The 21,622-nt window shown below is 69.8% G+C and carries 20 protein-coding genes, 1 tRNA gene and 2 rRNA genes; 6 read left to right on the top strand and 17 right to left on the bottom strand.

Going from position 1 to position 21,622, the window contains the following annotated elements; all coding sequences use genetic code 11:
• Nucleotide 1: 1 nt before the first annotated feature.
• From glpD to ASG52_RS12350, 9 genes are all read right to left on the bottom strand, one after another.
• Nucleotides 2-1,498, bottom strand: coding sequence for a glycerol-3-phosphate dehydrogenase (gene glpD, locus ASG52_RS12390; protein WP_056243384.1), 1,497 nt, complete (start codon nucleotides 1,496-1,498; stop codon nucleotides 2-4).
• 4 nt (nucleotides 1,499-1,502) lie between these two features.
• Nucleotides 1,503-1,799, bottom strand: a complete 297-nt coding sequence (locus tag ASG52_RS12385) for a hypothetical protein (RefSeq protein ID WP_056243382.1) — start codon at nucleotides 1,797-1,799, stop codon at nucleotides 1,503-1,505.
• An 8-nt stretch (nucleotides 1,800-1,807) separates the two neighbouring features.
• Complete coding sequence (locus tag ASG52_RS12380; protein WP_056243380.1) at nucleotides 1,808-1,993, bottom strand: hypothetical protein; 186 nt, start codon at nucleotides 1,991-1,993, stop codon at nucleotides 1,808-1,810.
• 98 nt (nucleotides 1,994-2,091) lie between these two features.
• Nucleotides 2,092-2,319 (bottom strand): hypothetical protein, encoded by a 228-nt coding sequence (locus ASG52_RS12375; RefSeq protein ID WP_056243379.1) that lies wholly within the window; start codon nucleotides 2,317-2,319, stop codon nucleotides 2,092-2,094.
• 18 nt (nucleotides 2,320-2,337) lie between these two features.
• A complete protein-coding gene (gene glcE / locus ASG52_RS12370) occupies nucleotides 2,338-3,525 on the bottom strand; it encodes a glycolate oxidase subunit GlcE (RefSeq protein WP_056243377.1) in 1,188 nt (395 codons plus the stop codon).
• 88 nt (nucleotides 3,526-3,613) lie between these two features.
• Nucleotides 3,614-5,050: a lipopolysaccharide biosynthesis protein gene (locus tag ASG52_RS12365; protein ID WP_056243375.1), complete on the bottom strand. Its 1,437-nt coding sequence runs from the start codon at nucleotides 5,048-5,050 to the stop codon at nucleotides 3,614-3,616.
• Between the two features lie 53 nt (nucleotides 5,051-5,103).
• The gene (locus ASG52_RS12360) at nucleotides 5,104-6,375 is read right to left on the bottom strand and encodes a glycosyltransferase family 4 protein (protein WP_056243373.1); all 1,272 of its coding nucleotides are present in this window, start codon (nucleotides 6,373-6,375) and stop codon (nucleotides 5,104-5,106) included.
• A 10-nt stretch (nucleotides 6,376-6,385) separates the two neighbouring features.
• Entirely contained in the window at nucleotides 6,386-7,183 is a 798-nt protein-coding gene (locus ASG52_RS12355) for a class I SAM-dependent methyltransferase (RefSeq protein ID WP_056243371.1), read from the bottom strand.
• Between the two features lie 141 nt (nucleotides 7,184-7,324).
• The gene (locus ASG52_RS12350; protein WP_056243370.1) at nucleotides 7,325-8,329 is read right to left on the bottom strand and encodes a magnesium transporter CorA family protein; all 1,005 of its coding nucleotides are present in this window, start codon (nucleotides 8,327-8,329) and stop codon (nucleotides 7,325-7,327) included.
• Between the two features lie 214 nt (nucleotides 8,330-8,543).
• Here ASG52_RS12350 and groES point away from each other — a divergent pair, with 214 nt between their 5' ends.
• A complete protein-coding gene (gene groES / locus ASG52_RS12345) occupies nucleotides 8,544-8,834 on the top strand; it encodes a co-chaperone GroES (RefSeq protein WP_056243368.1) in 291 nt (96 codons plus the stop codon).
• A gap of 93 nt (nucleotides 8,835-8,927) precedes the next feature.
• Nucleotides 8,928-10,568 carry a chaperonin GroEL gene (gene groL / locus ASG52_RS12340; protein ID WP_056243366.1) on the top strand — a complete coding sequence of 547 codons (1,641 nt, stop codon included), beginning with the start codon at nucleotides 8,928-8,930 and terminating at the stop codon, nucleotides 10,566-10,568.
• Between the two features lie 336 nt (nucleotides 10,569-10,904).
• On the opposite strand, the gene ASG52_RS12335 is transcribed toward groL, so the two are convergent.
• Both ASG52_RS12335 and ASG52_RS12330 read right to left on the bottom strand, forming a co-directional pair.
• Nucleotides 10,905-11,969: a CorA family divalent cation transporter gene (locus ASG52_RS12335; RefSeq protein ID WP_056243364.1), complete on the bottom strand. Its 1,065-nt coding sequence runs from the start codon at nucleotides 11,967-11,969 to the stop codon at nucleotides 10,905-10,907.
• Between the two features lie 93 nt (nucleotides 11,970-12,062).
• Nucleotides 12,063-12,269, bottom strand: a complete 207-nt coding sequence (locus tag ASG52_RS12330; RefSeq protein WP_156383913.1) for a DUF1674 domain-containing protein — start codon at nucleotides 12,267-12,269, stop codon at nucleotides 12,063-12,065.
• Nucleotides 12,270-12,418: 149 nt separating this feature from the next.
• Here ASG52_RS12330 and ASG52_RS12325 point away from each other — a divergent pair, with 149 nt between their 5' ends.
• Nucleotides 12,419-13,741 (top strand): RsmB/NOP family class I SAM-dependent RNA methyltransferase, encoded by a 1,323-nt coding sequence (locus tag ASG52_RS12325; protein WP_056243413.1) that lies wholly within the window; start codon nucleotides 12,419-12,421, stop codon nucleotides 13,739-13,741.
• Between the two features lie 156 nt (nucleotides 13,742-13,897).
• Here ASG52_RS12325 and ASG52_RS27860 read toward each other — a convergent pair whose 3' ends face one another.
• A complete protein-coding gene (locus ASG52_RS27860; protein WP_200945602.1) occupies nucleotides 13,898-14,059 on the bottom strand; it encodes a hypothetical protein in 162 nt (53 codons plus the stop codon).
• A 306-nt stretch (nucleotides 14,060-14,365) separates the two neighbouring features.
• Between ASG52_RS27860 and ASG52_RS12320 the strand changes: the two genes are divergently transcribed.
• The gene (locus ASG52_RS12320) at nucleotides 14,366-15,439 is read left to right on the top strand and encodes a hypothetical protein (protein WP_056243361.1); all 1,074 of its coding nucleotides are present in this window, start codon (nucleotides 14,366-14,368) and stop codon (nucleotides 15,437-15,439) included.
• Nucleotides 15,440-15,473: 34 nt separating this feature from the next.
• On the opposite strand, the gene ASG52_RS12315 is transcribed toward ASG52_RS12320, so the two are convergent.
• On the bottom strand, nucleotides 15,474-16,556 hold the full coding sequence (locus tag ASG52_RS12315; protein WP_056243359.1) for a cytochrome-c peroxidase: 1,083 nt from the start codon (nucleotides 16,554-16,556) through the stop codon (nucleotides 15,474-15,476).
• A gap of 81 nt (nucleotides 16,557-16,637) precedes the next feature.
• Nucleotides 16,638-17,000 (bottom strand): cupredoxin domain-containing protein, encoded by a 363-nt coding sequence (locus ASG52_RS12310; protein WP_286159028.1) that lies wholly within the window; start codon nucleotides 16,998-17,000, stop codon nucleotides 16,638-16,640.
• Between the two features lie 189 nt (nucleotides 17,001-17,189).
• On the opposite strand from ASG52_RS12310, the gene ASG52_RS12305 reads away from it, so the two are divergent.
• Complete coding sequence (locus ASG52_RS12305; protein ID WP_056243357.1) at nucleotides 17,190-20,042, top strand: EAL domain-containing protein; 2,853 nt, start codon at nucleotides 17,190-17,192, stop codon at nucleotides 20,040-20,042.
• Nucleotides 20,043-20,260: 218 nt separating this feature from the next.
• Nucleotides 20,261-20,770, top strand: a complete 510-nt coding sequence (locus ASG52_RS12300; protein ID WP_056243356.1) for a ferritin-like domain-containing protein — start codon at nucleotides 20,261-20,263, stop codon at nucleotides 20,768-20,770.
• A 321-nt stretch (nucleotides 20,771-21,091) separates the two neighbouring features.
• Here the strand turns inward: ASG52_RS12300 and ASG52_RS12295 are convergent.
• The 3 genes from ASG52_RS12295 to ASG52_RS12285 all read right to left on the bottom strand — a co-directional run.
• Nucleotides 21,092-21,168, bottom strand: a tRNA-Met gene (locus ASG52_RS12295).
• Nucleotides 21,169-21,278: 110 nt separating this feature from the next.
• Nucleotides 21,279-21,394 (bottom strand): 5S ribosomal RNA (rrf, locus tag ASG52_RS12290).
• A 150-nt stretch (nucleotides 21,395-21,544) separates the two neighbouring features.
• Nucleotides 21,545-21,622, bottom strand: a 23S ribosomal RNA gene (locus ASG52_RS12285); the annotation flags it as partial.

The raw sequence follows: 21,622 nt of genomic DNA, 5'->3' as shown, positions 1-21,622 counted from the left end.
CTCAGCCCGCCTCGATCGTCCGCCCGGCCAGATGCCGGGCGAGCCGCGCCACGCCCGTCCGCCCCGTCCGCAGGCCGAGCTTGGTCCGCCGCCACAGGATGTCGTCGGGCGAGCGGGCCCATTCGGCACGCACGAGGTAATCGACCTCGCGGGCGGTGAGGCCGCCCTCGAAACTTTCGCCGAGGTCGGCCAGCGTGCGCGCGGCGCCGACGATGTTTTCGGCGCGGGTGCCGTAGGCGCGGGCGAGTCTCAGCGACAAGGCATCGGGTAGGAACGGGTAGGTTTTCCGGAAACTCTCGAGAAACGCGTCGAAATCACCGCCCGGAACATCGCCGCCGGGCAGCGGCGCGGTGCCGGTCCAGGCGGGCTTGAGGCCGGGTAGGTTCAGCTTCTCCAGGGCATGCTCGGCGAGCCGCCGGTAGGTGGTGATCTTGCCACCGAACACCGAGAGCACCGGCGGGCCCTCCGTATCGAGTTCCAGCACGTAGTCTCGGGTGACGGCAGACGCGTTCTCCGTGGCGTCGTCGTAGAGCGGGCGCACCCCCGAATAGCTCCACACCACGTCGTCCGGGCCCATATTCCCGGCAAACGACCGGTTGATGCAGTCGCAGAGGTAGCGCGTCTCTTCGGGAGAGATCGTCACCCGGCCGGGGCCGGCCTCGTAGGGCACGTCGGTGGTGCCGATCAGGGTGAAGTCGCGCTCGTAGGGGATGGCGAAGACGATCCGCCGGTCGGGCTGCTGCAGGATGTAGGCGTGCTCGCCCTCGTAGAGCTTGCGCGTGACGATGTGGCTGCCCTTGACGAGCCGCACCTTCGGCCGCGCCTCGACCGAGAGGGTGCGCAGCAGCGTCTGCGCGACCCAGGGGCCGGCGGCGTTGACGATCGCCCGCGCCCGCACGCTCTCGCGCCGCCCGGTCTCGGCATCGTGCAGGGTCGCGGTCCAGGCGCCGTCTTCGCGCCGCGCCGACTCGACGTTGGTGCGGGTGCGGATTGTTGCACCGCGTTCAGAAGCGTCGAGAGCGTTGAGGACGACGAGGCGGCTGTCCTCAACCCAGCAATCCGAATAGGCGAAGCCGCGGGTGAGACGCCGTTGCAGCGGCGCGCCGACCCCCTGCGCGGTGAGCTTCAGGGATTGCGAGCCCGGCAGCGCCCGCAGCCGCGAGAGGTGGTCGTAGAGAAACAGCCCGATCCGCAGGAGCCAGGCCGGGCGCAATCCTGAATCGTGCGGCAGCACGAAGCGCAGCGGCCAGATGATGTGGGGGGCGAGCCGCATGAGCCGCTCGCGCTCGGCCAGAGCCTCGCGCACCAGCCGGAACTCGTATTGTTCGAGATAGCGAAGCCCGCCATGGATCAGCTTGGTCGAGGCCGACGAGGTGTGTTCGGCCAGATCGCCCCGCTCGCACAGCAGCACCGAGAGGCCGCGCCCGGCGGCGTCGCGGGCGATGCCCGCCCCGTTGATGCCGCCGCCGATGACGAGGAGGTCGTACACGTCGCTCACCGCCTCACAGCAGACCCGCGAGGCTGAGCGCGAGGCCGAGAAGTCCGGCGGCGCCGAGGAAGCGCCTCCAGGGATTTACCCCCCTCGCGACCTCATCGACCGCCCAGACGGCAAGACCGATCAGAGCGGCGATCCGCAAGCCCAGGAAGAGCCAGGGCGGCAGGCCGGGAGTCACCGCCCCCAGCAGCCACTCCGCCGTGGAGGCCGCGATGAAGATCCAGAGCGGCGTGTTCGGCCACTGGCCGATCACGATCGCCCCGGTGCTGCGGTCCCGGAAGGCCCAGTCGATGAAGCTCTGCAAGCGCTCGCTCAGATCGGCTGCGTGTTCCGCGCGGCGCGGATCGATTCGCAAATCTGCGGGCTGATCTTGTCGAGATGCGGGCAGGCGTTGGTCTCGTACCAGCCGCGCAGCTCCGGCTGCTTGGGCGCGACGAACATCGCGGTCAGCACGAAGCCGCCCGCGATCAGGACGAGGAGGATGAGAAGGCTGCGCACCGGACGACTCCAATCGGGGGAGCCGGGTTGGCGGGCGCCCTCACCGCGCAGACGCGCCAGGACAGCCGGAGGTTCCCTCAGGTCAAGGGAGCGTGGCCTTATGGTGTCTCCGGCGCCGTCTTCGGCCCATCCAGCAGGGTTGGAGGCCGGGTATCGCTGTAGGGGCCCTGGCTGCCGGGCAGCAGGCCCATGTTCTGCATCCAGATCATCATCAGGACGGCGGCGATCAGGCTGCCCAGCGACATCAGGAAGCCGAGGTTGCGCTGCCGCACCACGATCAGCCCCAGCACGACGGCCAGGGCCACGGCGAGAAGGATCGTCAGCATGCAGCCTCCTCGCCGGGTTCAGACGCCCGCATACATCCGGCCCGGATTGAACAGCCCGGCGGGATCGTGCGCCGCCTTGATGCCGGTGGTGAGGCGCATCAGCGGCTCGGGCAGGGGCTCGAACACCGGCATTGCGGCCCGCACGGTCTCGGGGGCACGCACCAGGGTGGCGTGGCCACCCGCGGCTCGCACCGCCTCGCGGATCGCGACCGTGCCGGCATCCTCCGCGGCGTCGGTGGCGAGCCAGATCAGGCCGCCGCCCCAATCGTAGAACCAGCGCGCGGAACGCTGGCGGGCGACCGCTGCCGTCACCTCCGGCCCGCGGCCCGGCACGGTGGAAATTCGCCATACGGCCGCCTCGCGGGGCTCGGCCAGCAACGCGGCATCGCGCACGGCGCGCCACAGGGCGGCGCTGTCCTCGCCCTCGATCAGCGTCGCCTCGCCCCGGCGGCGGAGCAGGCGGCGCAGCTCGCCGAGGCGATACTCCACCGACTTGGAAAACCCCTCGATCCGCATCAGCGTGCGCGCCTCCGCCCCGCCGATCCCGGCGGGCAGGTGGGCGGCGCCGGTCAGCTCGAACGGCGAGCCGAGCGCCGCGGACAGGGCCTCGACCGCAGCGGTGTCGTCGAGGCCGGTCAGCACCAGGGTCACGACCCGCTCCTGCACGGGCAGTACCTTGAAGGTGACCTCGGTCAGCAGGCCGAGGGTGCCCCAGGAGCCCGCCATCAGCTTCACGAGGTCGAGGCCGGTGACGTTCTTCATCACCCGGCCCCCCGACTTGATCGCTTGCCCACGCCCGTTGACGAAGCGCACGCCGATCAGGCTGTCGCGGGCCGCCCCGGCATTGATGCGCCGGGGGCCGGAATTGTTGATCGCCGCCACCGCGCCGAAGGTCGGCGCCCCGGTTGAGCCCAGCAGCGGGCGGTGGTCCATCGGCTCGAACGGCAGCATCTGGCCGCGCTCGGCGAGCAGCGCCTCGACTTCGGCGAGCGGCGTGCCGGCGCGGGCGCCCACCACCATCTCGGCGGGCTCGTAGAGGGTGATGCCGGTGAGCCCCGTGCTCGCCAGCGTCGCCTCGTCCTGCGGCGGGCGCCCGAACGCGGCCTTGGTGTTGCCGCCGACGAGCCGAAGCCGCTCGGACCGGCCGGCAGCCTGCGCGACGATGGCCGTCGCCTCCCCCTCGCTCGCCGGCGCGTATGTCGTCATGATCCCGGTTTCCGTCCCGCCGGGCCTTCTTGAAGCGGCCCTCGCGGGTGACAAAACCCGGATCGGGGGGCGGTTGCAAGCGCGCGTGTTACTCCGCCGCAGCCGGCAACGCGGGCCGCAGCCGCTCCATCACGGCGCTGCGCAGGCCCGCGATGTCGAGGAGCCAGACCAGGGTGCCGTAGACGAGCACGCCCGTGCCGATGCAGGCCGGCAGCGCGAGCCAGGGGGCGAGGGTGCGCAGCGGCCAGACCGCGGCGGCCATCGCGACGGTGGCGAAGGTCGCCGTCGCGAGGTCGCGCCAGGGCAGTGCGATGCGGCCGGGGCCGGTCACCGCCAGGAAGGCGAGGAGGCCGAAGGCGGCCAGAAAGCCTAGCGTCTGCGCGACGGCGATGCCGGTGCCGCCGTAGGGGCCGGCGAGCGCCAGCAGGGCGAGCGCGTTGACGAGCGCGCCGAACAGGGCGGCGACGATCACCGGCATAGTGCGGCGGCGGATCTGGAAGACCGGGTTGAGGGCGTAGTTCATCGCGGCAAAGGCGACGAGGCCCGGCAGCATCGGCAGCAGGTAGGCGGTGAAGTGACCGCGGAAGGCGTCCGGGACCACGATGGCTTCGAGGGCGGGGAGTACCGCCCAGACGCCGGCCATGCTCGGCAGGATCAGGGCGGCGACCACGGCGAGGTTGCGGGCGACCTGGGCCTCGCCCGCTTGGCGCCCGCCTTCCTCCTCGGCACGCACCGCGATCTGGAACAGCAGCACGTCGAGGGCCGCGCCGAGCGTGCCGAAGATGCGGGTGCCGATGTCGGAGGCGAGCGAGAAGTAGCCGGACTCGGAAAACCCGCCGACGGCCGCGATGGCGCTGCGGTTGGCGAACGGCAGGAGCTGGTAGACCACGTTCGCCGCGATCAGCGGCAGGCCGTAGGTGACGAAGACCCGCAGCATCGTGCGCCCGCGCTCGACATCGGGGCGGTGGCGCGGATCGGTGAGGCCGCGGTGGATCAGAATCGCGGCGAGGAACTGGCTGACGCCCGCCGCCGCGATCACCGCGGTGGCGTCGCCCGTGGCCCAGGCGGTGCCGACCATGAGGACGAGCGCGAGCCCGCTCTTGACCAGCACCAGCTTGAGATACAGCCCGCCAATGAAGCGGGCGCGGGCGAGCGTCGTCTGATAGTCGAAGACGCCGATGCCGATGGCGGTCGCGACCGCCGCCGCGGCGAGCGTCGCGGGCGGGCCGGCCAGCGGGCGTCCGGCGAGGCACAGCAGGGTCGCGGCGACGAGGCACAGCGCCGTCGCCGCGTAGGCCCGGTCGAGCACGGCGCGAATCCACGGCTCCTCGCCGCGCACCCGCTCGGAATAGAACCGCGTCGCCGACAGCCGCAGCCACTCGAAGAACAAGGTGGTGAGCACCACCGAGCCGGCGATGCCCAGCGCGAAGCGGCCGAAATCCGCCGGGCCCAGGATCTGCGCGAGCAGCAGGCCGAGGGCGAGGTTCAGGACCGCGTTGACGACGTAGGCTGCGATGACCGCCATGGGTTTCGGTGTTCTGGTGGGTGCGGGGCGTGTGCCGGACGGTTGAGACGGATTTACGTCAGCGGGGCGCTACGCAAGGACGCAGCCGGGTTCCGACGCGCGGCTTCGTGCGCCGGCCGTAGCGCCACCTCGCGATAGATGCGCTCCAGCCGGTCGAGGTGGCGGTCGAGCGTCAGCGGATCGGCCCAGAAGCTGTCATAGGCGGCCCGGCTCATGGCGCGGGCGGTGGCGTCGTCGGCGAGCCGCGTCATCGCTTCACTGAGTGACGTGGGATCGCCGGAGCGGAACCACAGGCCGCTGAGCCCGTCTTCCACCGCTTCACGGCCGGCGCAGATGTCGCTGACGATCACCGGGGTGCCGAGCGCGAGCGATTCGAGCACGGTGAGCGGCTGGCCCTCGTACCAGACCGAGGGGAACACCAGGGCGCGGGCGGCGCGCAGGCGCTGCTTCACGCCGGCCGGGTCGTGCCAGCCGAGGAACTCGGCCTCCGGATAGGCGGCTTCCAACTCCGCCCGTTGCGGGCCGTCGCCCACGAAGATCGCCCGTTGCCCCGAGAGCCGCGCGGCCTCGGCGAACAGGCCGGCACCCTTCTCCGCCGAGAGGCGGCCGACGAAGACGAAGCCGCCGAGCGGGCCGTCGTCCTTGTGCCCGAGGGGCTCGGCGTCGATCGGGTTGCCGACATCGTACCATTGGGTATCCGCGGGCAGGTGCGGGGCCAGCACCTCGCGCTGGAGCCGGCTGATGGTGATGACGGCGGACAGGTTGTCGATCATGCCGGTATTGCGCATCAGCACGTGGCGGCCCACCCGCATCAGCTTGCGGGCATAGCCGCGGGAATCGCAGTTGTGCGAGATGCAAGCTAGCGAGACCGGGGACCGGTGGCAGGCTGCCGAGACGGGGTAGTCGTAGAAGCCGCCATTGGGGCAGGCGAGGTAATACTCGTGCATCGTGAACACGACCGGCGCCCGGCTGCCGGCCAGCACCGGCCCGATCGAGGGCGAGAGCGCTTTGGCCCAGGCATGGACGTGGACGACCGTCTCCTCCGGATCGTGGCGGGCCAAAAGTTCGCCGAGCGCGGCCGCCGCCTTCTGGTTCCACAGCCACTGCACGCCGAAGCGGGCGAGCGAGTTCGTCGTCGTCACGTCGGCCTGATCGAGCAGGATCGTCTCGATGCCGGCGCCCTCCATCCGCGGGTCGGCCGGGCCGACGGCGGCGAAAAAGGTCACGCGATGGCCCCGCGCCGCGAGGCCGAGCGCGCTTTCGATCGCGACCTTCGCCTGCCCGCCGTTGATGTGGGCGTGATCCGCCACGACGATGATCGGCATGGGAAGCGGCCTACTTGCGGGCGATGACGTAGGCGAAGCTCGTGAAGGTGCGCCAGTCGCGCGCCCGCGCCACCTTGGTGAAGGCGGCATCGACCTGCTTGAGGCCCGGAATCTTCCAGAAGTAGCTGTAGCCGTAGAACGGCAGCACCACGACCTCGCGGAAGCCGATCTCCCTCAGCACCGGCGCGATCACCGTCTCGCTGCCGCGGCAGAGATTGTAGTGGGCCGGAAATTTCGGGTTGTCGCCGTCGTCGGCGCGGTCGGGGAACAGGGTGTGCAGCACGGCGCGCGAGAGGCGCTCGGGCATGATCTGGTTGGCGGCGAAGGGCGGCGCGAACAGGGTCGGGAAGAAGCTCAGGGCGACGCCGCCGGGGGTGAGCAGGTCATGCACGTTGCGCCACATCTGCGCGACGTCGGGCAAGTGCTCCATCACCATCCGGCAATAGGCGAAGTCGAACTGTTCGCGCCCCGTGGCCCGCACCGTGTCCTTCGCTGCGATGTCGCAGCACAGCTTGGAGAAGGCGGGCGGAGCCAGATCGAGTTCGCGCTGCGACAGGTCGTTGATGGTGACCGCGATGTCGTGCTCGGTCAGCTCCGCCGGGCCGAACACCGGATCGCGCCCGCCGCCGATTTCGAGATGCTGGCGCAGGCCGTATTCCCGGCTCAGCGCCAGGATCATCGCCTTATAGTTCTCCCACGACCAGTTCCAGTCGGGCGAGTAGCCGAGATCGTCGGCGATCGCCTTCAGCCCGCGCGGAGCGAAGGCCTGGACCGGCTGCGCGATCTCGAAATTGTGGCGGACGTTCATCGGGCAAACCCCAATCGTGCGGCTGGCCCCGACGATGGGGGCCGCGCGATTTCGAAACGATTAAGCGGGGTTTACGGGGCCGCGGGTCTCGCGTCGGATGCTGTCCAAGACCTTAAAACGGGTCGGTCGGACGTGGCCGGGTCACAGCCACCCCTTCGACTTGAAATACACCAGCGGCACGATCGCCGAGATCGCGATCAGCGCCAGGCCGTAGGGATAGCCGTAGACCCAATCCAGCTCAGGCATGTGCTTGAAGTTCATGCCGTACAGCGACGCCACCAGCGTCGGCGGCACGCCTACCACCGAGACGACGGTGAGGATGCGGAAGGCATTGTTCTGCTCGACGTTGATGAGCCCGAGCGTCGCGTCGAGGAGGAATTGCAGCGTCTCGGAGAGCCGGGTCTCGAACTCGTCCAGCGAGGCGATGTCGCGGGCCGCCGTCTCGAAGCGGGGCGCGTCGCCATCGTCGAGGTGGTGGCCGCACTCGCCCTTGGCGAAGGCGACGATGCGCTCCAGCCCGAGCAGGCTGGCCCGGACCTTGGAGAGTGACTTGCCGTGGCGACCGATCGAGCGCAGCAGGCGCCGCAGCGCGAGGTCGCGGCGCTTCGGCGCGGTGGCGTCGCCTTTGCGGGCGCCAGGGCGGGCACCGGCGTCGAAGTCGAAGATGCGGGTCGAGAGGTTGTCGAGGTCGGCCGACATCTCCTCCAGCAGATCGGCGAGGTTGTCGACCAGTTCCTCGACCACCAGCAGGAACATCCGCGCGGCGGTGCTGCCGTCGCCGTCCTCCTCGTCCACGCGTTTGCGCACCGCCGCGAAGGCCCGCATGTCGTGGTAGCGGACGGTGACGAGGTGCGTCTTGTTCAGGAGGAAGCCGAGCGGCTTCAGGCTGAAATCCGAGCGGTCGAAGGTCACCATCGGGGTCGAGAGCGAGAGGCCGTCGCGGTTGCGCCGCAGCCGGCTCGACAGCTCGACCTCGCTCAGCGCGGCGCGCGAGGGCACGCGGATGCCGGTCTTCTCCTCGACGCAGGCCGCCTCCTCGGCGGTCGGATCGTTCAGGTCGATCCAGACGGCGTGATCGGGGAGTGCGGCGGTGCCGTGCAGGCGGCTCGTATCGACCGCCCCTTGCGGCCCGTGCAGGCTCATCATCGAAAGGGATGTTTCCGGATTGCGTGGGATTAAGAGAATTTCTCCGCGCCGTGGGGCGGGCGCGGGAGATGCGGCGTCTTGACTCGAAACCGGCCTGCGCCTATCTCGCGGCCGTCGTTGGCACTCACGAAACGAGAGTGCTAACAGCCAGGGTAGGCGCGGTCGCTCGGGCCGCATCAAGACCAACCGCTATTCCGAAGCAAGAGGGTAGCTCATGAACTTCCGTCCGCTCCACGACCGCGTCGTCGTCCGTCGTATCGAGGGTGAAGAGAAGACGAAGGGCGGCATCATCATCCCGGATACCGCCAAGGAGAAGCCGCAGGAGGGCGAGATCGTCGCCGTCGGTTCGGGCGCCCGTGACGAGCAGGGCCGCATCAACGCCCTCGACGTCAAGGTCGGCGACCGCGTCCTGTTCGGCAAGTGGTCGGGCACCGAGGTCAAGATCGACGGCCAGGATCTCCTCATCATGAAGGAATCCGACATCATGGGCGTCGTCGCCGTTTAAGGCCACGTCTGTTTCAGCGCCCTTGGAGACCGCCGATGCAGCAGCAGACGGCCGGTCTCGGGGCTCCCTTCCAGAATTCGAGGTAGTACTCACATGGCAGCGAAAGACGTTCGTTTCTCCGCCGACGCTCGCGACAAGATGCTGCGCGGCGTCGACATCCTCGCCGATGCGGTGAAGGTGACGCTGGGCCCCAAGGGCCGCAACGTCGTGATCGAGAAGAGCTTCGGCGCTCCCCGCATCACCAAGGACGGCGTCACCGTCGCCAAGGAGATCGAGCTCGCCGACCGCTTCGAGAACATGGGCGCCCAGATGGTGCGCGAAGTGGCCTCGAAGACCAACGACATCGCCGGTGACGGCACCACCACCGCGACCGTGCTGGCGCAGGCCATCGTCCGCGAGGGCGCCAAGTACGTCGCCGCCGGCATCAACCCGATGGACCTGAAGCGCGGCATCGACCTCGCCACGGCCGCCGCGGTGAAGGACATCACCAACCGCGCCAAGAAGGTCGCCTCGTCCGACGAGGTCGCCCAGGTCGGCACGATCTCCGCCAACGGCGACAAGGAGATCGGCGAGATGATCGCCCACGCCATGCAGAAGGTGGGCAACGAGGGCGTCATCACCGTCGAGGAGGCCAAGACCGCCGAGACCGAACTCGACGTCGTCGAGGGCATGCAGTTCGACCGTGGCTACCTCTCGCCGTACTTCGTGACCAACGCCGAGAAGATGGTCGCCGAGCTGGAAGACCCCTATATCCTCATCCACGAGAAGAAGCTGTCGTCGCTCCAGGCGATGCTGCCGGTGCTCGAGGCCGTGGTGCAGACCGGCAAGCCGCTGGTCATCATCGCCGAGGACATCGAGGGCGAGGCTCTGGCCACCCTCGTGGTGAACAAGCTGCGCGGCGGCCTCAAGGTCGCGGCCGTCAAGGCTCCGGGCTTCGGTGACCGCCGCAAGGCGATGCTCGAGGACATCGCGATCCTGACCAAGGGCCAGATGATCGCCGAGGATCTCGGCATCAAGCTCGAGAACGTGACGCTCCCCATGCTCGGCCGCGCCAAGCGCGTGCGCATCGAGAAGGAGACCACCACGATCATCGACGGTCTCGGCGAGAAGGCCGACATCGAGGCCCGCGTCGGCCAGATCAAGGCGCAGATCGAGGAGACCACCTCGGACTACGACCGTGAGAAGCTCCAGGAGCGTCTGGCCAAGCTCGCGGGCGGCGTCGCGGTGATCCGCGTCGGCGGCGCGACCGAGGTCGAGGTCAAGGAGAAGAAGGACCGCGTGGACGACGCGCTCAACGCCACCCGCGCTGCGGTGGAAGAGGGCATCGTTCCCGGCGGCGGCGTCGCGCTGCTGCTCGCCAAGAAGGCGGTCGCCCAGCTGAAGTCCGACATCCCGGACGTGCAGGCCGGCATCAAGATCGTCCTCAAGGCGCTCGAGGCCCCGATCCGTCAGATCGCCAGCAACGCGGGCGTCGAGGGCTCCATCGTCGTCGGCAAGATCACCGACAACGGCGGCGAGACCTTCGGCTTCAACGCCCAGACCGAAGAGTACGTTGACATGATCCAGGCCGGCATCGTCGACCCGGCCAAGGTCGTGCGCACCGCCCTCCAGGACGCCGCCTCGGTGGCCGGCCTGCTGGTGACCACGGAAGCCATGGTCGCCGACGCGCCGAAGAAGGACAGCGGCGCCCCGGCGATGCCGGGCGGCGGCGGCATGGGCGGCATGGACTTCTAAGTCCGAGCCATCCGTCACAGTCGGGAAGGGGGTCGCCGCGAGGCGGCCCCTTTTCTTTTGTCCGCGGCGTGGGCCGCGGTGTTGCCGGCAAGGACCGAAGAATGCCGCGGCTCCCCCCTCTCCCCGTGTGCGGGGAGAGGCCCGCAGACACCTTGTCGTGTCTGCGGAAAGCGGCGGCGAGGGGGAGTTTCCGGATGAGACACTTCCGGTGAGTCCCCCTCACCTTCGGCTGCCGCCTCGCCGCGCGGACGACAGGGTCGTCGCGGCCCTTTCCCCGCGTGCGGGGCGAGGGGATGCGCGTTCGCCTCGGCGATACTCTGGAGGTGGCGGAACTCGCTATCGCTCCCGAGACGGCCCGATTCCCATCCGGCGGATCAACAAAAACACCGCCACCGCCGAAACGACCGCCAAAACCATCGCCAGGGTCGAGCCGTCTTCCATTTCCGAAAACGGCAGCCCCTTGGTGTTCATCCCGAACAGGCCGGTGACCAGCGTCGGCGGCAGGAACAGGGCGGTGAGGATCGACAGCGTGTGGAGCTGGCGGTTCGAGGCGCGGGCGAGCTGGGCCGACAACTCGTCCTGAAGCAGGCGGCTGCGCTCGGCCAAGACCAGCATGTCGCGGTCGAGGGCGTCGAGGCGCTGCGCCATCCGCGCGGCGGTGGAGATGACCGGCTCGGGCAGGCCCTCGTCCTCCTCCTGTTCGAGACGGTGGAACACGGAAGCCAGCCCGAGCAGATGGCGGCGCAGGCGCACGGCCTCGCGGCGGATCGGCCCGAGGCGGCGGCTCTCGTCGCGGACCCCATCGTCGAGGATGTGATCCTCGATCTCGTCGAGTTCGTCGCCGCGATGCGCCACCGTCCTGGCCGTCTCGGCCACGACCCCGCCGACGAGGTGTTCGAGGAGTGCCGCCGGGGCCGGGAAGCGCCGTCCGGCGGTCGCCGCGTCGTGCGCGGCGTCGGGCCCCCGGATCGGGTGGCGGCGACCGGTGACGAGGATCGTTTCGGCCATGACGAAGTGCAGGCGGCCTGCGGCGTCGGGGCCGGGCCGCTGCCGGTCCTCGGCGCCGGCGCGCACCAGGTCGGCGACGACCCCGCCGACATGCGCATCCTCGATCGCCACGCGCTGGTGCGGGTCGGCGGCGAACGCCGCCGCCGCCAGCTCCGGGGGGCCGAACCGGCCCTCGGCGATCAGGGGGGCGAGACGGGCATCGACGAGGTTGAGGTGGAGCCAGAGGAAGCCGTCGCCGGGCCGCTCCGGCACCGGCTCTCCCGGCGCCAGCCGACGCCCGCGGCCGGCGTGGTCGAACTGCATCGCCCAGAGCAGCCCCGGCACGGACGGCTCGCACAGGAGCGGCGCGAGGATGCCGAGGGTCTCCTGCCCCTGCACCGACGATCCCGCCATGCCGAACGCGCTCCCCGTGCGGATCGGGGGGCGATCCGTCCTTCCAGGAAGCCTCGCTCGCGCTCTACGACACTCTGATGACGGCGGCGGGCCTCAGAAGTCGGAGGCGAGGCCCTTCACCTCCCAATCGGTGTAGCGCACCGGCTCCAGGCCGCCGCGGCCCTTCCGCTCGGGCTGCTTGGCGATCTCGGCGGCGCGGGCGTCGATGGCGGCGCGGCGCTCGGCGGCCTCGGCCAGCGCCCGCTGCGCTGCCGGGCTCGGTTCGCGGGTGTCGCGCGGCTCGGTCGCGTCGTCGCTCATATCTCTCTTTCCTTGCATCTGCTGCGCTCAGATGGGAGTGCGTCGGGTCCGGGGCGAGCCCCCATTCGTTTCCGCATCCGAGAACGGCCGAAAGCGTGGCACCGAGACCGACCCATCTCAACCCGACCCCGCCCCCGATCGATCTCTCGATCCCCGGCCTCGCGGCGCGGCGCGCGGCGGCCACCGCCGTCGCGACCCTGCTCGGCCCCGCCCGCGGGCTGGCCCTGGAGGATGCGCTGGCGCAATCCGGGCGTGGCCTGAACCTCGAACCGGGGGATGCTGCGCTCGCCCGCGCCATCGCCACGGCGAGCTTCCGGCGGCTCGGCTTCCTCACGGCGGCTTTGGCTGAGCGGCTGCGCGATGGGTTGCCGCAGAAGACGGATCTGCTGGCCCTGCTGGTGACGGGCTCGGCCCAGATCCTCGACCTCGCGGTGGCGGACCACGCCGCCGTCGATCTCGCGGTGCGCCTCGCCAAGGCCGATCCGCAGCTCACGCATCTCGCCCCCCTGGTAAACGCGGTTCTGCGCCGGGTCGTCCGCGAGCGCGATGCGATCCGCGCGGGCGAGGACGATCCGCTGGCGCGCAACACCCCGGACTGGCTCGCCCGGCGCTGGGTCGCGGCCTACGGCGAGGAGGCCGCCCGGGCCATCGCCGCCGCGCATGTCGAGGGTGCGGCCCTCGACGTGACCGTGCGCGACGATCCTGACTCGTCTGCCGAATCTTGGGCAGAGAAGCTCGGCGGGCGCCGGCTCGCGCTGGGCTCGCTGCGCCTCGAAGGCCGCGAGGCAGTGGCCGGGTTGCCGGGCTACGACGAGGGCGCATGGTGGGTGCAGGACGCCGCCGCGGCCCTGCCCGTGCGGCTGCTGGCGCCGCAGCCGGGCGAGCGCGTCGCCGATCTCTGCGCCGCGCCGGGTGGAAAGACCGCTCAGGTTGCCGCCGCAGGCGCGCATGTCACCGCCGTCGATCGGTCGGCCGTCCGGCTGGAGCGCCTGCAACGCAACCTGGAGCGGCTGAAGCTGTCGGCGGAGGTCGTCACTTCCGATGCCCTCGATCTGCCGGAGGACAAACCGTTCGACGCCGTGCTGCTCGACGCGCCCTGCTCGGCCACCGGTACGATCCGCCGTCACCCCGATGTCGCCTGGACCAAGAGCGAGGCCGACATTGTTCGCCTCGCCGGCCTCCAGCGCCGCCTGCTCGACAAGGCCGCCCGGCTGACGGCACCGGGCGGACGGCTCGTCTACTGCACCTGCTCGCTGGAACCGGAGGAGGGCCCGGCCCAGATCGCCGACTTCCTCGCCCGCCACGACGGTTTCGAGCGCGTGCCGCTCGACGTCGATCGGGTCGGCGGACACGCCGAACTGATCGACGGCAACGGCGATCTGCGCACCCTGCCGAGCCATCTCGGCGGCGGATCGAGCAGGGGAGGGGGGCTCGACGGGTTCTTTGCGAGTCTGCTGCGGCGGCGTGTGTAACGGTCGCCATTCCGGGGCTCGCTGAAGGCGAGTATCCTGAATCCACGACTGGCCGCGAGGCGTCGTTTAGCGTCGCATCACGAGTGGATTCCGGGTTCCGCTGCGCGGCCCCGGAATGACGGGCGTTGGGTACCCGGCAAACATCCGGTCGATGGTTCAAACCGAAATGTTCAGCCCCACCCCGATCACCGCGAGCCCCGCCACCAGCGCGACGCCGCCCGCGGTCTCCATCCGAGCGGTCCAGGCCGGGTAGCGTCCCGCCTGGACCGAGAGGGCGGCGCCGACGAGCAGGCAGGTGAGGCTGACGAGCACGGCCATTCGGTCTTCCCGGTGCAATCTGCGAATCGCCCGTCGCGTGGGTTGGCCGGGGCTCGTCCCAGCCTTGCCCACACCGGCTTCACGAATCGTCAACGCGCCCGAACCGAAGTTGGGCCTCCCCGCCATTCCCGTTGTCCACAGGCCGCACGCCCGGCCGGACGCCGTCTTCGCAGGGCGGAAAGGCACAGCCTGCGGGTGCAGGCGCGTTAACCTTCGGGAAAGGTCCGTCAACAAAACCTTAGCGGTACGCGTCGCATTTCGTTAAGTTTTCTCCAACGAAATCCTCTCTACCGATCCGGCGGCACCATGTCCCTCGTGTCCAGCTTTTGGGTGCGTTCTCCCGTCGTGCTTGCAACGGCCGCCGGGCTCCTCGTCCTCGGGACGGGGGCGGCGAGCGCCCACGTCAAATGGTTCTGCGCCTTCGACGTTGCGGGCCAGCCCCGCGGCCTCGCGGAGGTGCTCTGCACCGATTTCGAGCTGATGACCGGCTTGGCCATCCTCTGCCTGATGGTCGGGTGCCTCGCCGAGGGCACCGGCTTCGGCACGGCGCTGCTGAACGCCCTCGACCGAGCCACAGTTCGGCTGCGGGAGGACACCGGCCTGATCGTGCGGGCGGTGGTCGGCTTCTTCCTCGTCTCGGTGTGGAACCTCGGCGGCATCATCCTGACGCCCGAACTGAAGACCGACGCGGCCTGGATCCCGTGGCTGCAACTCGCCATGGCCGGCTGCCTGATCTGGAAGCGTACGCTGCCGCTCACGGCGCTGGGCATCGTCTTCCTGTTCGGCTTCGCCGTCTGGAACTACGGCGCGTTCCATCTCGCCGATTACCCGGTCTTCCTCGGCGTGGCCGCCTACCTCGCGCTCACCGGCCTCGACCGCACCTTCTTCGGCCACCGCCCGATCGACGTGGTGCGCGCCACCGCCGCCGTCACGCTGATGTGGGCCTCGGTCGAGAAGTGGGCCTACCCGCACTGGACCGACCCGCTGCTCGCGGCGAAGCCCGCCATGACCATGGGCGCCTCGCCGGAGACCTTCATGCGGGCGGCGGGCGTGATCGAGTTCACCCTGGCGTTTGCCCTAATCTGGACCCCGCTGGTGCGCCGCGCCGCGGCGATCATCCTGGCCGCGGTGTTCGTCTCGGCGATCGTCGAGTTCGGCAAGGTGGACGCGATCGGCCATTCGGGCATCATCGCGGTGCTGATCGCCATCGCGGCCGACGACGCCCGCGTGCCCGCCACCCGCCGCGACGCCGTGCTGGCACCGGTCTATTATGTCGGCGCGCTGACGGCCTTCCTCGGCGTCTACTACCTCGCCCACAGCGTGCTCTACGGCGACCTCTACGACGCCGCCGCAGCGGTGAGCGGCGTGCCGGTGATCTGAACGCGAAGCGGAAGCTCGACGGAGCCGTCGTGCCTTACGGGCGCGGCGGCTCTTCCGTGATCGGCCGATGGGCCGGTCCGTCGGCGCCGACATCGGTCAGGGTTTCGAGGAAGGCGATCAGGTCGGCCTTCTCCCCCGCCGACAGGTTGAGCGGGCGGATGTCGCGGGAGCGGCTCGGGCGCTCGATGCCGCCCTTGTCGTACAAAGCCACCACCGCGGCGAGGTCCGCGACCGAGCCGTCATGCATGTAGGGCGGGCGCCGGGCGACGTTGCGCAGCGTCGGCGTCTTGAAGGCGTAGCGGAGCGCCGTCGAGTTCGGGAAGAACCGGCCCCGGCCGATATCGTCGCCCGACGCGGTGCCGATATCGTGGAACGAGCCGTCGGTGAAGCTGTGGCCGGAATGGCAGGCGTCGCAGCCGGCCTTGCCGGTGAACAGGTCGAACCCGCGCTTGGCCGCCGGACTCACCGCCCTTGGATCGCTCGCGACCCAGGCGTCGAACGGGGCCGGGCCGGCCACGATCAGGCGCTGGAAGGTGGCGAGCGCCTGCTCGATCCGCCGCCGCGTGACCGGCTTCGCCTCGGCGGCGGCCTCCGGGAACGCGGAGCGGAACGCCTGCACATAGGCCGGCATCGCGTTCAGGCGCTCGTTCAGAAGCGCTTCCGGCATGTCCATGTTGGCCGGCGCCGTGATCGGCACGTAGGCGACCCCTTCGAGATCGCGGAAGCGCCCGTCCCAGCCGAGGCTGCGCTCGATCCAGGCGACGTCGAGGAGCGTCGGCGTGCGCACCGCCATCGGCCCATCGTCGTTGCGCATCGCCCGCGGCCGGTCGTCGGTCCAGTCCTGCGACGGGAGATGGCAGGTGGCGCAGGCCCGGCTCTCGTCGCGCGACAGGGCGGTGTCGAAGAACAGCGCGCGGCCGAGTTCGGCCTTGGCGCGGCTGTAGGGGTTGTCGTCGGGGAAGGGGATGGCGTCCGGCCGCCGGTACTCGGCCAGCCGCGCGGCCCGATCCGCTTCATCCGCCGGCTCACCGGCGACGCCGACCGCCCAGGCGCATCCCATGACGGCCATCAGAACCGCCGCCGCGTGTGCCGCCGCCTTTGCCGTTCTCTTCGCCATCCGAACCTCTGGGGACGGACGCTATCGCCGGATAGTTTTCGAATGATGAATTCGCCGGACAGTGTGTCCGCCGCGGCGCGATCACTTCACCGTGACGGCGAGCTTCATCTTGGGATGGATGCCGCACAGCACCGTGAAGCTGCCCTTGGTCGGAAAAGCCACGACGCTCCGGCTGCCCGGCGCCTGCTCGCCGATGTCGAAATTGAAATCCGGATGTTCGAGATAGGCGTGATGCACGAGTTCGCCGTCGTCGTTGACGATCTCGACCTTCTCCCCGGCATTGAGCGCGACGGCGCCGGGGGCGAAGGCGCGGCCTTTCTGGGTGACGCGCTGGGCGACCTGACCGACTGCCGCGAGGGCGACGGCGCCCGCGCCGACGAGGCATCCGGCCAGCACGCCCCCCGCCGCGAGTCGTTTCAGCCGAGTCCGGCCCCCGTGAGGCATGCGCTGATGTCCCGAAGACGGAGGAGCGCCCCGGCGCCCGCCCGGCTCCAACCTAGGGAGCGGCTGGTTGCACTTGCCTTAACGTGACTTTGCCCGCGAAGGGCGGCGGCGAAGGGGCCACCGTACGCGAGTCGATATTACCTTAACGAATGTGGAGGATTGTAATGGGGCGGAGTACCCCACGAGCCGATGACTGCCCTTCGGACCCCGACACGCAATGATCGCTGGCGCACGGCCTCCCGCGCGCTGTTGCGCGTCGGCGGGACCATCCGCGGCCGCATCCTCCTCGCCTTCCTGATGCTGAGCGCGATCACCGCTCTGCTCGGCGGCTACGCGGCGCTCGGCATCGCCACCACGGGCCGGCTCGTCGACAAGACCTACGACCGCTCGCTGATGTCGATCAATTACGCCCGCGCCGCCGCGGCCGACTTCGCGGCGATCCAGGCGGCGGTGGCTCGCGCGCGGCTCGCGACCGATCCGGGCGAGCGGCAGGACCAGGAGACCCGAATCTCGTCGCTGGTCGCGACCTTCGAGGAGGATCTCGGGATCGCCGCCGAGCGCGCGCAATCGGCCCGCGCCGCGGCGGAAGCCACTGCGGCCAAGGAGGCGCTGACCTACTGGCTCGCCGCCCGCCGCGAGTTCGGTGCCGGGGCGCAGACGGCCGACGTCTGGCAAGCCCTCGACGCGCACGCGAAGACGGCCGAGCAGCATATCGACCTGCTCATCAATTTCACCGCGGGCGACGGCTTCTCCTACCGTCAGGCGGCCCGCGGCCTCGTCGCCCGGGACGTGCGGCTCAGCATCGCCGCCACGCTGTTCGCCATCCTGCTCTCGGGCGTCGTCGCGCTGCTGCTGTCGCGCCAGATCGTGCGGCCGGTGGCCGAGGCCTCCGCCGCCGCGACCCGCATCGCCGCCGGTGATCTCGCCGTGCCGGTGCCGGAGGGCGGCGCCGACGAGTTCGGCGCGTTGCTGCGCGCCATGGACGGGATGCGCGGCAACATCGCCGCGATGATGCAGGAGGAGGTGGCCCAGCGCCGCTCGGCCCAGGGGCTTCTCGCCGACGCGGTCCAGGGGTCGAGCGAGGGCATCGTCGTGGCCGACGCCGCGGGCCGCATCGTCCTGGCCAACGACCGGTTCGCCGCTCTGCTCGGACGCGACCCGGCGGAGGTCGGCTCACTGCGTCTGGCCGATGCCGGCGGCTCGGTCGTCGCCCAGACCCTGCTCTCCATGCGGGCCCACGGCACGGCGGCCGTCGAGCGGCAGAACGCGGACGGGCGCTGGCTGCGCATCAGCCGCAGCCCGACCCGCGACGGTGGCTTCGTTGCCGTCTGCTCCGACATCTCCCGCCTCAAGCAGCAGGAGGACCAGCTCAAGCGCAGCAACCTCCAGCTCGATGCGGCGCTCGGCAACATGCTTCAGGGGCTATGCCTGTTCGATGCGGAAGGGGGGCTCCTCGTCCACAACCGCCGCTTCTGCGACATGTTCGGGGTCGAGCCCGGGGCCCTGCATCCCGGCATGAGCCTGCGCACCATGACCTCGGTGGTCGCGGCGGGCACGGCCTTCGACGACACCCGTGCCCTCGATCTTCTGCGGGAGCAGGAAGAACTCCTGCGTGCCGGCCGGAGCGGCGCCCTGTGCCGCTCGATCCGCGGCGACTTCATCGTCTCGGTGCGCCAGCAATCGACGCCCGAGGGCGGCTGGATCGCGACCTACGAGGACGTCACCCAGCGCTTCGAGGCGGAGGCGCGCATCATCACCATGGCCCGGCGCGACGCCCTGACGGGGCTCGCCAACCGCATGGTGTTCGCCGAGCGCCTGGAGGAGGCCGCCGCGCGCCTCGACGAGGGCGGCGGCTTCGCCGTTCTCTGCCTCGACCTCGACCGCTTCAAGGAAGTCAACGACAGCTTCGGCCATCCGGTCGGCGACGCGCTCCTCAAGGGCGTGGCCGAGCGGCTCCAGGCCTGCCTGCGCGAGAGCGACCTGCTGGCGCGTCTCGGCGGCGACGAGTTCGCCATCGTCCAGTCCGGTTCGCGCCTGCGCGACGACGTGGTGGCGCTGGCCAGCCGTCTGATCAGCATCTTCGAAGAGCCCTTCGTCCTCGACGGCCACGTCGTCTCGGTCGGCGTCAGCGTCGGCATCTCGCTCGCCCCCGATCACGGGTCGAACCCCGAGACGCTGCTCAAATGCGCCGACCTCGCGCTCTACCGCGCCAAGGCCGGCGGACGCGGCGGCTGGTCGTTCTTCGACGAGGAGATGGATCTCGAACTGCGCAAGCGCCGCGCGCTCGAACACGACCTCAAGCAGGCCGTCGGCAACGGCGAGCTGGAGCTGTTCTTCCAGCCGATCGTCAGCCTCACGCAGCAGCGCGTCGCCTGCTGCGAGGCGCTGCTGCGCTGGAAGCACCCCGAGCGCGGCTACGTCTCGCCCGCGGAGTTCATTCCGCTGGCGGAGGAGACCGGCACGATCGGCGCGATCGGCGAGTGGGTGCTGCGCCGCGCCTGCCGCGAGGCCGCGGGCTGGCCGGGTGGCGTCGCGGTCGCGGTCAACGTCTCGGCGGCCCAGTTCCGCAACGCCGCGGTGGTGCGCGCCGTGATGGAGGCACTGACCGAGAGTGGGCTGCCGGCCTACCGCCTCGAACTGGAGATCACCGAATCGGTGCTGCTCACCGACAACGTCGCGACGCTCGCCACCCTCCACACCCTCAAGCGCCTCGGCGTGCGCGTCGCCATGGACGATTTCGGCACCGGCTATTCCTCGCTCAGCTACCTGCAGAGCTTCCCCTTCGACAAGATCAAGATCGACCAGTCCTTCGTGCGCAACCTCGACGTCACAGGCAATTCTCGGCTGATCGTCCGCTCTGTGGTCGGCCTCGGCCGCAGCCTCGGCATGACGGTGACGGCGGAGGGCATCGAGACCGAGGCGCAGTTGGAGCAGTTGCGCCTGGAAGGCTGCGACGAGGCGCAGGGCTACCTGTTCAGCCGCCCCGTTCCCGCCACGGCGATCCACGCGCAGTTCGAGCGGCTGCGCCTCGAAGCCGCCTGAGCCTTCGAGCACGAGCCCAGGTACAATGACGACTAACCTAGGTTAGGTTGATGCACGCAAGAACATCATATGTTCTGCGACCCCATTCCTCAAAGCGTCTTCTGAACAATCCGTGATCCGGGCGACTTCCCGCCAATGAAGTCGCCGCACCGGTCGGCCTCTGGGCCCTGCTCCGGGCGCCGTCGTTGCGTGCGGTCCCGACGACCCGGAGAAACCCGATGGCCCTAGACGCCCGCGACATCTACGTCACCGCCCTCAAGAACACCCATGCCCTCGAAATGCAGGCGCTCCAGATCATGGAGCGGCAGGTCGAGCGGCTGCAGAACTATCCCGAGATGGAGGAGGCCCTGCGCCGCCACATCGAGGAGACCCACGGCCAGCGCACCCGCCTGGAGGAGGCGCTGCAATCGCTGGGCGACAGACCCTCGGCGATCAAGGAGGGTTTCTTGGGGTTCGTCGGCAACATGATGGCGCTTGGCCACACACCGGCCCAGGACGAAATCCTGAAGAACACCTACGCCAACCACGCCTTCGAGAATTTCGAGATCGCGGCCTACCATTCCCTCCTCACCATCGGCGACGCCACCGGCCAGGGCGCCAGCCTCACCGGCTTCCGCCAATCGCTGCAGGAAGAGGAGGCGATGGCCCAGCGCGTCCGCGCCCTGATCGAACCGACCACCCGCCGCTACGTCGATCTGACGGTCGCCGGCGAGAAGGCGGACCGCTGATTTTTTGGGATGCTGGTGACGTCGGAGAGGGGAGGGGGCTTCGACTCCTCCCCATCATTGCGAGGCGAAGCCGAAGCAATCCAGGGCTCCGCATTTGCTGAAGGGGTCGCGCCGCCGATGACGGTGTGGCCGAAGGGGTGGAGCCTTCTCGAACAGTGCCGAACGGCAAAAAGCCCCGTGCGGTAGCACGGGGCTTTTGGTCTGGCGTGTGTCTGTGATGTTGGTTGCGGGGGCTGGATTTGNCCTTCTCGAACAGTGCCGAACGGCAAAAAGCCCCGTGCGGTAGCACGGGGCTTTTGGTCTGGCGTGTGTCTGTGATGTTGGTTGCGGGGGCTGGATTTGAACCAGCGACCTTCAGGTTATGAGCCTGACGAGCTACCGGGCTGCTCCACCCCGCGGCGGTGTCGGTGTTGTTATYGGTATCGGTCGCGGCACGGTGTGCGTGGCGTCGGCCGATGACCGGTCGTGTCGAGGGAATGTGGTGCGTGAGTGTTCTTGTGCTGGGCAGGCCTGGCGGCGACCGACTCTCCCGTGTCTTGAGACACAGTACCATGGGCGCTGGTGCGTTTGACGGCCGAGTTCGAGATGGGATCGGGTCCTGGGCACACCGCTCAGGCCACCAGGCCGGCGCAGCACAAGGTTTTTGTCACTTGGGGGTTCGGCAAGCAGGAACGGCGGCGTGTGCCGTCGTTGGTCTTTGATCGTGATGGTGTGGCGTCTGACGGCCTCCGCTTTTCAGCGGCTGCCGGTCAGGTCCGGACACGGATCATGAGAGCGATCAAGCCGATCGGGCGATTAGTACCGGTCAGCTCAGCGCGTTACCGCGCTTGCACTCCCGGCCTATCGACGTGG

Origin of the sequence: Methylobacterium sp. Leaf456 (genome assembly GCF_001425465.1) — a bacterium.
Taxonomy (GTDB): Bacteria; Pseudomonadota; Alphaproteobacteria; order Rhizobiales; family Beijerinckiaceae; genus Methylobacterium.
Note: the sequence above shows the minus strand (reverse complement) of the source record. Positions and strands in the feature narration are given on the sequence as shown.